Origin of the sequence: Lysinibacillus sp. VIII_CA (genome assembly GCF_049943995.1) — a bacterium.
Lineage (GTDB): Bacteria > Bacillota > Bacilli > Bacillales_A > Planococcaceae > Lysinibacillus > Lysinibacillus pinottii.
The window spans coordinates 254,624-267,604 of record NZ_JBNFXM010000002.1 but is presented as its reverse complement, the minus strand read 5'-3'; the positions used below and the strand labels follow the sequence as shown (position 1 = coordinate 267,604).

Here is a 12,981-nt window from a genome sequence, read left to right as displayed (position 1 = left end):
ATTTACTCCCCCTTATTTGGCAATTTTATCAAGATAGAAGCTATTAATAGATTTATGACCGGATTTTAGTATATTTTCTGGCGTATCAAATACTTCGGTTACACCGTCATTAATGAAAAGAACTTTATCACAATAGAGTTCGATTTCGTCCATATAATGCGTCGATAAAATCACTGTACTATCATTTTTTTTAATATATCCTGTGATGCTTTCCCATAATATATTTCGCATATGAGGATCCAGGCCAGTAGTCGGTTCATCCAAAATAATCAAACGCGGTTTAGAAGAAAAAGCAATTGCTAGGCTAACCTTTTGCTTCCAGCCCCCAGATAAATTATCAAAGAATGTATTGAGATGCTCCTGCAATTCAAACTCTTCAATAATTTCATTCAGATCTACTTTGCTACCATAATAGGATCTAAAAAGATCTAGTAATTCTTTTACTTTTAATTTTTTATAAAACTGTGTAGGTTGCAGAACCGCGGATATATTGCTTTTAATTTTTCCGAGCTGGGCTTGATCAATTTCCTTTAAATTATTACCAAAGACAACAACCTTCCCATCATTGAAGTCCTTAATGGTCATTAAAATTTCTAAGAATGTCGATTTCCCCGCACCATTTTTTCCAATAACACCAATAATTTCACCTTTTTCAGCAATAAAATCTATTCCTTTCAGAACAGCTTTTTTTCCATAGTTCTTTGTTAGTTTTTCTACCTTTACATTAAAATTCTGCATTGTTCACCCTCCTAATTGTCAATCGTATATTCCACAACATATTCCCTAAGGTCATTCTTAAATTCAGGTAACACCTCTTCGATAAAGAACGTAGGATCTTGACTTTCTTCATTGGTAATTTCATTCATAAAATGTTTGAATAGTATTGGTACTGTAATATCAATAAACAATGGCTTCATCGCAGAAATTTCTTCACCCATACGATATTTCTTTAAAAAGAAAGTTTCAGGTAAATGCCGATCTTTAAAATAGTTATTAATGCATGAATATAGCTCTACTTCATCTGCGGCTTCTTTACTGATACACTTTAAATCTTCGTGTTTGATAGTCCACTTCTTTCTATACATCACAATATTTTCAAAAATAATTCTTGGCATATCACTTCTTTTTTTCAAAAAGTAATTTATATCAAAGTTGATTCTTCCGCTTTGAAACAAAAGTAGCAATACAGATAAAACTCCCGGGAGAAACACTGGAACTAATGATGATTTATAGGCTACTCTCGCTTCATTCTTCTGATGGTCAAGCACTATCAATTTTTTCTTTTTCTCATCATATTTAACCGAAAAATCTGATATATGAGGATGCCCAACATCATGGAATCTCTGATATCCAAATTCCAGATTTAATTTTTGACTATAATTTCTATCATGAATGCCGCCATTAAATCCAAACAGCTCTGTTACTTCGTAATAATTTTTGTCATAATAATTTTTCCCTATATATTCTTGATACTGTGTATCTCTATTTAAGTCCTCGAAGAAGTCTTTAAATCTAGATAAAAATTTCTCCTGACCATCATAAATATCGTTTAAAATTACTTTCTCCTGAAAAAGCTGATAAAAAAAGGTCATACTAAATTCATTGCCGTATTTAATATATTTAGGAATTTTTTTAGAAAAAGGTTGTATTAGTTCCTGAAAGTCTATTTCTCCAGCTTGATTTTCATCTAAGTATTGAGAAAAGAATGCCTTAAATTCATCTCTAAGATCATCCAAAATCTTTACTTCAGGTGCAATCGCTTCATCATATCGGTAATCCATGTCCTGGAAATAAGGGAAGAAGTATCTCAATTTTTCGAAGAATACATTGTTTAATAAATTGCTGTCAGACAAACTGATTTCCGAATGGCCATATAATTTTTTATATAGCGCTGCCACTTCGTATTGCACACGAATATTCACATCAAATAACAGTAAAAATGCCGTAATTTCTTCAAAAAAACGATTAGAAAACTTATTTTCAATATCTTTGAGACTGCTCTTATTGCTCTGAGCATCAAACAAGATATCTTCATATAGAATTTCCGTACCAAAATTCGGAATGGTTTCACTCAAACTTTTAATCATATCCTCAATCTTTCTCCAAAGAACTAACCGCTCATTTGTATCTGCCTGCTCAAACTCCTTTTGCATTTCATTCATTAATTGAAGCTGGCGTGATAGCTCTTCGCAAATACCATGTTCGTTTAAAAAGGAAATCATTTCTTTTACAAGATTTCTTTTAGCATTTACTGAAATTTTTTGTACTACTATTTTTGTGGAAACAAGTTTTTTAAATACATCCAACTCATGCCCCGAATAAAGTTCTTTTTCCCTTAGAAATTGAGCAAATTCTTTATAAAATATAGTTTGCCCTTGTTTTTTCTTTAGAAATTGAATTACTTCTTCCGCAATCCCCATTTCAACCAGCTTATCTCTTGTTTCATATATTTTCTTAGATTGTGGAACATTCTCTTGCGTGACAAAGAAAATCTTAGAATTCCTTTGCCCAAATTTAGAAACATGGACAGGGATTTTTTCTAATGATTCCTCGTCGGTACGAATAGCTTCCAAAAATATTCTAAAAAGTAGAGCATGATTTAATTCGATGTTTGCCTTCTTTTTTATTAAAAATCGATTACCAGAAGAGCCCGTTTGGGTAAGGTAAGAAAACGGACTAGTTTTCATAGAGCTGCGCATTAATAAGTTGATAATAAAATTGTCCAACTTTTTTTCTTTTTTATTATGTGTTTGTACCGGTTTGGATAAATACTTTTCAATGTTCTTATAAATAGTTTGATTAAAAAATAAAACGGTCTTTTGCAGTTGTTCATCCGCTATTTCTCTTTGAAGAATCTCCCTCGATTTCAATACGGCTTCCTCATAACGTCGATGCAGTGCTTCTTGGTACAACTCTAATTGATCTAAAAGGTCTACTAGTTGCTTCAACAAAATTGGCCCTGAGTATTTTCTTAAACGAATGCTACGTAAATTATGAACATCCCGTTTCAGATTCAATAGCTTAGGATCCTTTTGTAGAGAGAACTCTTCTTCAATTTGACTGACTACAATTTCTTTCTCTCTTTCAATTTGTTCATGAACATTGTCAATCTCGTCTTTAGCAGACTGAATTTCCTTCGCTTTTTCTCGCATTTCAAAGTACCAATAATCAGAGGTATTGGTTCCCCGATAAATACTAAATGGATTTTGAGTAACTGTTATAGTCAAGTCCTAACTCCTCCCTCCAAGTCATCCCTTTTTTACTTTCCACTACTCTGTAAGCCATATAAATATACTTTTGCTTCTTCAAGGCACTTATATTAAAGTAAGGTAATAGTAAATACAGCAGATTTACTGTAAATCTATAGGCCGTTGCTTCAGGTTTTTCCATAAAGTTATTTTTCTTTGAATAGGCAACAAAATTCCTATGAAAATCATTTTTAAAATTTTTTTCTAATTCCTCTATAGTACGAGCCAATTCAGCTTTATAATGATCGTCTAATAATTCGTCCACCTGACTTAAACAACATCCATAAAACTCTGAAAAATATTTATACCATCTATTAATTAGCTGAGAATGTGCTTTCTCTGCAATTTCAAAACCTAATTGCCTTTCTATATAAAGTGTCTCAAATAAATTTTCGTTGTAGGGTTTCTCTTGCTTGGCAGAAAGCTCAAAGAAGCCATGAACATGCGAGACAAATGAAAAGTAACCTTTATTATTATTTTTTTCATGATAGATATCTGAAATTCTTGAAAAAATAAGTGGAAACAGCTCATCTAGCCTAATATTCTGCGCTTCTATATATTTTCTAGTATCCAGTAGCAATTGGTAATGTCTGAATCGTTCGTTCATATATAAATTAGTTAATCGTTCATTATGAAATTGCAAAAAATAAGGATGTATGTCTATTTCTCCGTGTTCTCGAATTGCACGTTCACTTTTCTTATTTTCCAAATTAGAAATCAATAGGGAACTTTGTTCATATTTTTTCTTCACTTGATCCATATAGGATTTATCCAATGGTCTCTCTTCGATTAGCTGGTGCACTCTCTTTTTCAGAGTTTTATATTCAGATTGCGATATTTTATTTTTTGTAACTAACTGAATATGAGGTCCACCCTCCCACCCCTTTGACACAAAATATTGATTTGTATTCCACATATCATCAATAAGTAATAGCAATGATTGTTCTAATGAACTGTCATAGTTATAAATACAGGTTTGATACATTGCAACACACCCTTATGTATTTTTTTTACCCTGTTGGATTCTCCAAATACAACTCTTAGATAGAAGATAATCGGGCGGTTGTCACAATAGTTTGTTTCAACCGCTCCATTATTTTTCAACTCATTAACAAGAACCACAGCATGACGTTGAGCCACATGTTGATGATGCTGAACAGCTTGTCGAGCCACTGCTTGCTGTTGTTTCCGGAATTGCTGACACCTCGTCTAAATCTAGTAATTCCACTTCTAAATCGAATTCATTTGTATTTACTTCCTGAGTATGCATCTCTTTTTTCATCCTTAGTTCCTCCCATAAATAGTAATTAGTTGTTTATACTATTTTCGAAACCGACTCTACATCTTCCAAACAATTTATTAACAAGAACCACAGCATGATGTTGAACCGCATGTTGATGATGCTGAACAACTTGTTGAGCCACTGCTAGCTGTAGTTTCTGGGATCGCTGACACTTCATCCAAATCTAATAATTCTACTTCTAAATCAAATTCTTTTGCATTTACTGTTTGAGTATTCATCTCTTTTTTCATCTTTAGTTCCTCCTATAAATAGTGATTATTTGGCTACTACAATAAAAACTTACACCAATTCCTCTAAATGATTTAACAAGAACCGCAGCATGATGTTGAGCCACATGTCGATGATGCCGAACAGCTTGTCGAGCCACTGCTTGCTGTTGTTTCTGGAATCGCTGACACTTCATCCAAATCTAATAATTCTACTTCTAAATCGAATTCATTTGCATTCCGTTCTTTTTCCATTTTTCTTTTCTCCTTTCATTTATTTACATACACACTATAACTCGAGAAATCTACAGTTATTCATTCTTTTCATACAAACCGCTCCTCTATACTTAGGTGTCCTAGTTAACTAAAATAGGTGTTCTAATTTCCATCTTAACTGTCAATAAAATGGGGTGTATCTGCTGATTCATACCAACGTAAACCTGATTGTTTTTTATAAAAAAAACCGCTTAAGCACTATTCTTAAGCGGGTCTTTTTCATTTAATTAAGGGATGAACGGGACAATCGTGTAATGTTAGAATAAGTAAAAATAAAAATTCAACAATAAGATTATCTTGACTCAACATTGACATTTATTTATTTTTGTAAGTAATACAAATCCCTTAACAACACGAAAAGAAATTGGCATAAAGAGTAATTTTTAGAGATGCAAATCTTTTAAATTCACTTTCTACCCTAAAATAACTTAACCTTACATTGGAGGAATATATACTGAAAATAAATACTTTAGAAAATTTACAGGGAAGGCATGATGTTTTTGAATTTATGCAAGGTCCTTTTAAAAATAAACATTGGCATGATACTTCTATTTATCTAACAACAGAAGCCTTTGATTTTTTACATTTATTTATAGAAGATGTATTACCTGCTTTCAATTACTTTGGTCCCAACTGCGTTAATCAAGAACAATGGAATCAAATCGCTTTCAATGCATGTTCACTAAATAATACAGCGGATATCCAATTCTTACGACTTTTCAATAAAATTGATTATTGGGTGAATGAAAATTTCAAGGAGCACAATTGTTTCTCAATTTGTGGACCATAAAAATTTTTTTTAAATGAATTTAACTATTCGTCAACATAAAAGGATCAGCCTCACTATTAATTGAGTAGCTGATCTTTTGTTGTTCATTAGCCAATACTTAATATGTTTTTAGTTTGTGTAGCTATATATAAAATACTTAGCAATTATCACGGGCTCCTATTAATCCACTTAGATAAACTGACCGCCCCATCTTATCTCCAAACTGCCATTGCTAAAACCTCCGTAACTCCTGCCAATCTTCAGGTTAGGTGCATCAATAAATTTACATTATTATATCAATTTTACTTATATTACCATATGCGTTATTATTCATTTAGGTTTTATAAGCGAAAGGTCAAAGTGTGAAAAAAGAAAGGATGATTCGTATGAAAAAGAAAAAATTTATAAGCAAGATGACCCCTATCATGGTGGTTTCTGGAATTATTTTTTCAAGCATTTCTGCCTTTGCCACAGAATTGCCAGAGTCAAATACTACGGTAGAATTGCCAGAATCAATTACTATGGATGGGAAAGTGTTGGTAATGGATAAGTCCGCTGGCGGTGGAAGTGATAGTGCGTCACGAGACAACAACACTATGAGTATCTCTAGAAATTCTTATAAAGTTACAGGTAGTGATGTTCGGTTGTATGTGGATTCTTCACATGGGCATGGCGGTGACCATTTTGCATCTGGCTGGGTAGATGCCACTGCGCCACGATTTACTGCACGTGCAGAAGTTTGGTCCAATGGTCGATTTAACACTACTGGTAATAACCATTTGAATAGTGGGATTAGAGCCAATGCAACTTCTTATCTAGCTACAGGCCTAGTTCCAGATGCGACACCTCGTATTTTCTATAATTGGTAATGAAGAGAAAAAACTTATTGCTACGCTTGATTAGACCTATTTATACAATTGTTGGAATTCTATTCCTCGTCGTTTTAACTGCATGTAGCGCAACAGATGAAGTAAGTATAGCAGATGTACAACAACCTCAAACCAACACAGTTGAACCAGAAAAATCACAAACGACGACACCTAAGCCAGAGTCGTTTGATGATTACGAGGATTATATTAATTACGTCTCCGATATACCTGAATTTGAACCGTACTATAAAACCGTTTTTGCTTTTGAAGAACTTTCAGATGGCATCAAATCTGTGCCAATTGAAGAAGTAAAGGCTATGTATAACGAAATAAAAACAGCTTTTGATTATATTCTTGTGAATGAATACCCCTTAGTTTATAGAGGACATTATGAAGGTGAAACAAGTTTTGTAGAAGGATATGAAGAGTATCAAGCCGCTGGCAACGATAAAATTATTTCAAACCCAGTGAATGTTGTTTCGCTTGATCAGGAAGGTAATGAAGTGTTGACAACCCCATTAAAAACAATTTTATTAGGTGAAGGCACTTTTAATCACTTCGATAATAGTATTGAAGAAGGCAGAAACCTTCAAAAGTCTGATTTTTCGCTTGAGGCACCCAACAAACCTATCAGTGTTGTGTTGGGGAATGCGTATAAGGATATTTATAAAATTGGCGATATATTTTCCTTGGAATTAATTTCTGAAGTAATGGATTTTCAAGTCGTTGGTTTTTATCATTCAGGTGTTGGTTTTTCAATGAACGTTGGTGCCCTACAAGATGTGAACTTGGATCACACCATCGTTATGCCTCATTTTATACTTCATTACAAACCAGTTGGAGATGCAGCTGTTTTTCAACATGCTTACCATATCGGTGAATTGCTATCAGGCTATATCCGTATTCCAGAGTCGGTCGAGAAAATAAACGAAGATACCTATGCTTATACAATGGACAAAATGGAAGAAATGGCGGAAAGGCATGATATTTCCGGCCTCTATAAAATGCCATATTGGCCAGTGGGATTTGTTTGGTAAGGGGAAATTACTACTAATAATTTCAACAGATAGTGCTCCTCGCTTTGAATAGTTTGGTTGTAGTAAACCTTGTTCTACTAAAAGTGAGGAGTACTTTTACTCTCTTGGCTACCGAAATAAAAAAGAACAGTATAATTTCTATTTACCTAATTATTTGTTCATACTTTTTCCCTTTTACTGTAATGATTGCTTTTAATGGTTTCCCATCCTTCTCCACTTGTTCTGGTACAGAAGCTATAAAATGTAGAGTACCCGTTTTCAAAGGCTCGATCGATGTAATATTGGTAAACGTGAAATCCGCTCCACCTCGATCTTCTATTGTTGAGAAAGTTGTATATTCATATTTTCCATCATAAATAATTTTCACATTTAAAAATTCATCAGATGATTGACCTGTTGTTAGTAAACTTTTTACAGAAATAATAGTATCTAAGTACACTTCACCCTCCTCTTCATTTTTGTAATATGTATACATAGAGTTTGGATTTGGCGGTGAAATTTGTTTACCGAAAACATTGTTGTTAATAGTGATTTCTGCGTAATTATCAACTACCAATGCGTTTCCTTTAGTAATCGTCAGAACTTCCTCTACCTCTGTTTCATTTTCATTATTATTTTCAGATACTTCTTCTTCTGTATTTTTTCCAACAGATTCTTTTGGATTACTATCTGAATTGTTATTTTTATCGCTTTGACCACAAGCCACCAATAACATAGACACCCATAATAATAATGCTAATTTTTTCATGAAAACCCCTCCTATATTATAGGTGCTCTTCAACTTACTTATTGTTATTTTCATTTAAGGAATCTGGATAAACCATCGTGTCAAATATCTCTCCATTTGTTTCATCTTTTAAATTTACTGTGACTTTATAATCTTCAATGTCTGCACCGTTAAATAGCTGGTAGTACATGCCTGCTAAAGCTAGTCCAAAAGATGCAATTGCATCGAAACTACCTTCAAACTTTTCTTTATTTACTGTCAGTGTAAACTCAGAAAAAGATTTATTATAAGTTACATCATTTATGGAAACAAAATCTTCGCTTGTTTTAAGTTCTTCTACACTTTTTACAATTCTTTCTTTTAATTCCTTCATCATCTTTTTGTGCTCAGATTTAGACATTTTATAAGTTAAAGATCCGTCTTCATTCTTAATAACTTCCTTAATGCCACTATTTTTCGCCTCAGAAATAATAGAATCTATGTCTTGCCCCTTGTATAATGTAGCTGGTATTGTGACTTCAACATTTATAAGACCTTTATCAACTTTTAATGGTTCTTCGGATGCTTTATCAGCACCATCTGTTTTCTTCCCACTATCATCATCCTGATTACAAGCTATTAACAAAATACTTAATAGCAATGTAAGTGGTAAAATAAGAAATTTTTTCATTTTTTTCAATCTCCCTTCTCCACAAATATACATGGATAATGAAGGAATATCTATTACTATTTTCATATTTCTACATATTTTACGCTTTACAATAAAAAACACCCGTTCCGAAATGGAGGAAGCTGTATCTATATGGCTAAGTAATTATTAGCAGGTTTCTTATATGGAATGGACGAAGATTGAGAAGGAATTCCTAACCCTTCGATCCATGCAGCATTAAAATACTTCAGCGTTTAGGTATCATTAACAAACAGCAATAAAAACAAAAAAGTGACCAGATACTCATTTTTAATTGAGCGCCTGGTTACTTTTGTTTAGAATTTTTGTATAAATAAACTTCCATCAGATTGAATTTCAGCATAAAACACTTCTTTGACCTCTTTTATATTTGCCCTGCTTAATTCGTTTTCTAACCAATCTCTACTTTTACCAACCTCCAATAAATTTTTCGGTAATAATTTTCCATCAGCAATTATTTCAATAGGTAAATAAGTCGGCGGCGAAGGATATATTTGTAAGTCGCTTTTTTGTGTTCCTTGATATTCAGGTTTTTTGAGAATACTAAGTCTACCATTTGGTTCTAGAATGGCGAAATCTATTTCTGCTATTGAAAAGATTTGATATTGCCTAATCAACATCGTCAGGTCATCGATATTAACACCTGTTCTTTTTAATGCTTTTCTGTCTATCTTTCCATGTTTTATAATAATGGTAGGTTGACCATCAAAGATCACTCTAATTTTTCCAGACTTAAGACTTATATAACTGACTATTATAGTAAGTGAACACCAAATTACTAGGCTGAGTAAATCCTTTGTGTAATCTTTTGTACTAAGAACAACCATATTTGCAGCCATTGATCCTATTGTTATTCCTGTTACATAGTTAAAAAAAGTTAAATGACTTAATTGTTTTTTTCCTAAAAGACGTGTAAGAGCTAGAAGGACAAAAAAAGTAATAACTGTTTCACTCGCTATCTGTAAGTAGCTTACATCGTTCATTGTTTCACCCCTATCTATCATAGAATGGTCAAGTATTTAAGAAATTACACAAATAGCCTAGGCTCAACAAAGATAAAATGGCAAAGGAATTAACAAGGAAAGTTTTTTAGAATATGGTCTAAGGGTAATCGTTTTGCCTCCTAGTAGTGATATCTAACACGAATATTCCTCCCGCCTATTTTTTATAAGAATCAAAACTTTTAAGTTGGCACTGTATAAATAAAAAAAGACCACCTCGTATGAGATGGATACATCATTCTAGCTATTCAATTAAAGCACCACGTTTGTTGAACAAGTTATTTTGTTTACCCTTCAACAATTGCAAGATATTTTTTGATTTCTCCTTTAGATTCAACAATTAAAATCTCTCCTCGTTCTTTGGTGGAAAAAATCTTTGTACCAACAGGAAGTTTATTCGACATCCCATCTCTAAAATCTGTATTAGCATCATTTTTTGTTTTTATTTCACCGATTTGAACATCTTTTGTTAAAGACAATTCTTCAACCCAATCAATATTAGCTTTGTAGATAACTCCATCATACTGAAAAATATCAGCATCAGAATCTAATGTTAAAACTTCTTCGGCATCTATCCTGTCAATTGATACGGTTGTAGTTCCCCCTTGAATATTGCATCCTGTAATCATGAATAAAGCTAATGCGATCAAACCATAGAATAATTTTTTTATTTTCAAACCACCCACCTCTTTTATATAGACACCAATTGTCTACCAAAAGTTACATATTCAACTACATGTGGATTCGACTAAAAAGAATCTCAAAACAAATTACATTAAAATGTAAATAAAAAACTACACTTATTACAACTAATAAGTGTAGTTTGAACTTAACAGTGTTCTGTTTGGGCAATTGTGAGAAATGTAGATTCAAGAATTTTTTTAATTTTATCAAATTATTAAATTATTCTATTGATGGTATATTGTTGTAGAAGTTATATACCCCTTTATATGTGCTGTATTCATAAAAAGTTACTTCTAATTTATAGTTTTTGTATACTAGTGGCCAGTTTTAGTCTGGTTGCCAATATCTTCTTCAATACAATATATAGTTTTCTTCTCGTTGTTTGTCATTGTAGCTATTAGTGCTGTAGCAATTGTGGCTAGAATTCCTATAACAACAGAAGTAGTAATACTTGTTAAATTAAAAGAACCGGGATTTGTATACTCATAAATCCATGAGATACCTACACCACCACCTTGATTATTGGAAACAGTCGATAGCCTATCTTTAACTTCAAAGAAACAGTTTCTTCATCGTCAGTTACTTCTACACTTTCGATAAAATTAACAAAATCATTTGAAATTTTCTCACCATTTACATAAGTAATAGTTAATGACATGTATCGCAGTATCTGTTGTATGACCATCAGTTACTGTAATCATTTTAAAATTACCTGCGATATTTATGCTTACATCATAAGTTACTCCATAACTATTGTTTAGTATTGGCATGACAAATGTTAATATAAATCATTGTAAACATCGTTGTATATGAAAAGGAGAGAATAATGGTGCCTGATAACAAAACATCTGAAGCACAAAAACGACCTACACAGGCTTATCGAGAAAAATAAAGAGATAAAACAAGGAAACAATCAGCGAAGAGTTCTGCTAAGACGAATATTAATAAGTACTATGATTTAATGACTTGGCTGAATTAAAAGAGATCATTGCGGCACGTGAACAGGAATTAAAAGTGAGTAAATTAATAAAGACCAGGAACTCTCTTTCAATTGAGCGCCTGGTCATTTTTGAGAAATCTCTAATCGGAAAAATCCTTCTTTTCATTCTTATTCAATAAATATATTTCTGTGTCTGTTTGAATAACAAAATGATTTTTATATTTTAAAAACTCAAACGGTTTAGAATTCAGAGCTATATACTGTTCAATTTTTCCACTGTTTGGATTCAACGTTACAATTCGTTTATTTTCCATATCACAAATATATAATTTCTCATCAATATAAGAAATATATTCTGGGTAATTTAAACCTGTTAGTTCATTTTCACAATAAATTACATTGATTTCATTACTTATACCTTCTGTCTTTCGTGAGAGTTCTTCATCAGGCATATAGTGGTAGATTTTTTCTATTTCAAAACTCGGAAATTTATATTTTACAACAGAATTCAAAGTGGGAGATACGCCCCAGACTGCTTGTCCATCTGAACAAATTTTATACAATGTATCATAATAGTCAGAGGTTTCCAACAAAATATATTGAACAAGCTTATCATCCTCATTAAAGTGCAGTATGATATTATGAGGCCACAGAAGACAAATTGTTTCATTTCTTATAACACATGTCATAAAATTAGTAACATCAGAAAAAATATGATTAGGTATGATATTAAAACCATAGTTATTTCCCCAATTTTCTCCAAATGTATTATTATAGTATTCACTAAGACTAATTAATTTTCTTTTTCCTTTTTCATTTATCCAGCATTTCGCTATACTTTCGATGTATGAATAATTTGACTCCTCTAATTGACTAGATATATTGCCCCATTTATCACCAAATTCACTTTCCACATACGTTATTTTTGATATTTCTCTTAGATTTTCACCATTATATTGATAATAGTAAGTCTTATCCTCTTCTTCAGAAAAACTTGCGAAAGATAGTGTATTTTCATTTTGTATAAGTGAATGTCCGTTCGAATGCAATTTTTCCATGAAATTTTTCATCCTCGCCTCTTAATCAATAATCAAATTTGCACTTGGTTTAGGCGTACTTACCGCACGAAAAATATTCACTATGACTAGTATACTTTTTTACCCACCTTTTTAAAACTGAGGTACTACTAATCTCGTATTTCGCTAACACTTCCATCTGTGAATAATTCCGTTG

13 protein-coding genes are annotated in these 12,981 nt (G+C 32.3%); 2 read left to right on the top strand and 11 right to left on the bottom strand.

Translation table 11 applies throughout. The annotated features are described in order from the left end of the window. Positions 1-12 precede the first annotated feature (12 nt). The 6 genes from ACP3VS_RS04580 to ACP3VS_RS04555 all read right to left on the bottom strand — a co-directional run bounded on the left by ACP3VS_RS04580 (position 13) and on the right by ACP3VS_RS04555 (position 5,012). Complete coding sequence (locus ACP3VS_RS04580) at positions 13-738, bottom strand: ABC transporter ATP-binding protein (protein WP_012295527.1); 726 nt, start codon at positions 736-738, stop codon at positions 13-15. Between the two features lie 11 nt (positions 739-749). Then, positions 750-3,227 carry a lanthionine biosynthesis protein gene (locus ACP3VS_RS04575; protein ID WP_036162274.1) on the bottom strand — a complete coding sequence of 826 codons (2,478 nt, stop codon included), beginning with the start codon at positions 3,225-3,227 and terminating at the stop codon, positions 750-752. Beyond that, complete coding sequence (locus ACP3VS_RS04570) at positions 3,196-4,008, bottom strand: hypothetical protein (RefSeq protein WP_426388417.1); 813 nt, start codon at positions 4,006-4,008, stop codon at positions 3,196-3,198. The genes ACP3VS_RS04575 and ACP3VS_RS04570 overlap by 32 nt, the downstream gene beginning before the upstream one ends. 348 nt (positions 4,009-4,356) lie before the next feature. After that, entirely contained in the window at positions 4,357-4,530 is a 174-nt protein-coding gene (locus tag ACP3VS_RS04565) for a thiazolylpeptide-type bacteriocin (protein WP_012295530.1), read from the bottom strand. A gap of 77 nt (positions 4,531-4,607) precedes the next feature. Next, on the bottom strand, positions 4,608-4,781 hold the full coding sequence (locus ACP3VS_RS04560) for a thiazolylpeptide-type bacteriocin (RefSeq protein WP_012295531.1): 174 nt from the start codon (positions 4,779-4,781) through the stop codon (positions 4,608-4,610). A gap of 72 nt (positions 4,782-4,853) precedes the next feature. Further along, positions 4,854-5,012 carry a thiazolylpeptide-type bacteriocin gene (locus ACP3VS_RS04555; protein WP_080695225.1) on the bottom strand — a complete coding sequence of 53 codons (159 nt, stop codon included), beginning with the start codon at positions 5,010-5,012 and terminating at the stop codon, positions 4,854-4,856. 1,152 nt (positions 5,013-6,164) lie between these two features. On the opposite strand from ACP3VS_RS04555, the gene ACP3VS_RS04550 reads away from it, so the two are divergent. Both ACP3VS_RS04550 and ACP3VS_RS04545 read left to right on the top strand, forming a co-directional pair. Further along, entirely contained in the window at positions 6,165-6,671 is a 507-nt protein-coding gene (locus tag ACP3VS_RS04550; RefSeq protein ID WP_289449650.1) for a hypothetical protein, read from the top strand. A 17-nt stretch (positions 6,672-6,688) separates the two neighbouring features. After that, positions 6,689-7,708 (top strand): hypothetical protein, encoded by a 1,020-nt coding sequence (locus tag ACP3VS_RS04545; protein ID WP_426388416.1) that lies wholly within the window; start codon positions 6,689-6,691, stop codon positions 7,706-7,708. Between the two features lie 142 nt (positions 7,709-7,850). Here the strand turns inward: ACP3VS_RS04545 and ACP3VS_RS04540 are convergent, their stop codons facing one another. The 5 genes from ACP3VS_RS04540 to ACP3VS_RS04520 all read right to left on the bottom strand — a co-directional run bounded on the left by ACP3VS_RS04540 (position 7,851) and on the right by ACP3VS_RS04520 (position 12,806). Next, on the bottom strand, positions 7,851-8,456 hold the full coding sequence (locus ACP3VS_RS04540) for a hypothetical protein (RefSeq protein WP_426388415.1): 606 nt from the start codon (positions 8,454-8,456) through the stop codon (positions 7,851-7,853). Positions 8,457-8,490: 34 nt separating this feature from the next. Further along, on the bottom strand, positions 8,491-9,105 hold the full coding sequence (locus tag ACP3VS_RS04535) for a hypothetical protein (RefSeq protein ID WP_031419351.1): 615 nt from the start codon (positions 9,103-9,105) through the stop codon (positions 8,491-8,493). Positions 9,106-9,419: 314 nt separating this feature from the next. After that, positions 9,420-10,106 (bottom strand): DUF421 domain-containing protein, encoded by a 687-nt coding sequence (locus tag ACP3VS_RS04530; RefSeq protein ID WP_012295540.1) that lies wholly within the window; start codon positions 10,104-10,106, stop codon positions 9,420-9,422. A 305-nt stretch (positions 10,107-10,411) separates the two neighbouring features. Beyond that, on the bottom strand, positions 10,412-10,810 hold the full coding sequence (locus tag ACP3VS_RS04525; protein WP_289449652.1) for a hypothetical protein: 399 nt from the start codon (positions 10,808-10,810) through the stop codon (positions 10,412-10,414). A gap of 1,078 nt (positions 10,811-11,888) precedes the next feature. Then, positions 11,889-12,806 (bottom strand): hypothetical protein, encoded by a 918-nt coding sequence (locus ACP3VS_RS04520; RefSeq protein WP_426388414.1) that lies wholly within the window; start codon positions 12,804-12,806, stop codon positions 11,889-11,891. Positions 12,807-12,981 lie beyond the last annotated feature (175 nt).

Bases quoted from the DNA above. Each gene is read 5' to 3' on its own strand.
- ACP3VS_RS04555 (WP_080695225.1), bottom strand. From the start codon at position 5,012: ATGGAAAAAGAACGGAATGCAAATGAATTCGATTTAGAAGTAGAATTA.
- ACP3VS_RS04560 (WP_012295531.1), bottom strand. From the start codon at position 4,781: ATGAAAAAAGAGATGAATACTCAAACAGTAAATGCAAAAGAATTTGAT.
- ACP3VS_RS04580 (WP_012295527.1), bottom strand. From the start codon at position 738: ATGCAGAATTTTAATGTAAAGGTAGAAAAACTAACAAAGAACTATGGA.
- ACP3VS_RS04540 (WP_426388415.1), bottom strand. From the start codon at position 8,456: ATGAAAAAATTAGCATTATTATTATGGGTGTCTATGTTATTGGTGGCT.
- ACP3VS_RS04520 (WP_426388414.1), bottom strand. From the start codon at position 12,806: ATGGAAAAATTGCATTCGAACGGACATTCACTTATACAAAATGAAAAT.
- ACP3VS_RS04570 (WP_426388417.1), bottom strand. From the start codon at position 4,008: ATGGATCAAGTGAAGAAAAAATATGAACAAAGTTCCCTATTGATTTCT.
- ACP3VS_RS04535 (WP_031419351.1), bottom strand. From the start codon at position 9,105: ATGAAAAAATTTCTTATTTTACCACTTACATTGCTATTAAGTATTTTG.
- ACP3VS_RS04530 (WP_012295540.1), bottom strand. From the start codon at position 10,106: ATGAACGATGTAAGCTACTTACAGATAGCGAGTGAAACAGTTATTACT.
- ACP3VS_RS04565 (WP_012295530.1), bottom strand. From the start codon at position 4,530: ATGAAAAAAGAGATGCATACTCAGGAAGTAAATACAAATGAATTCGAT.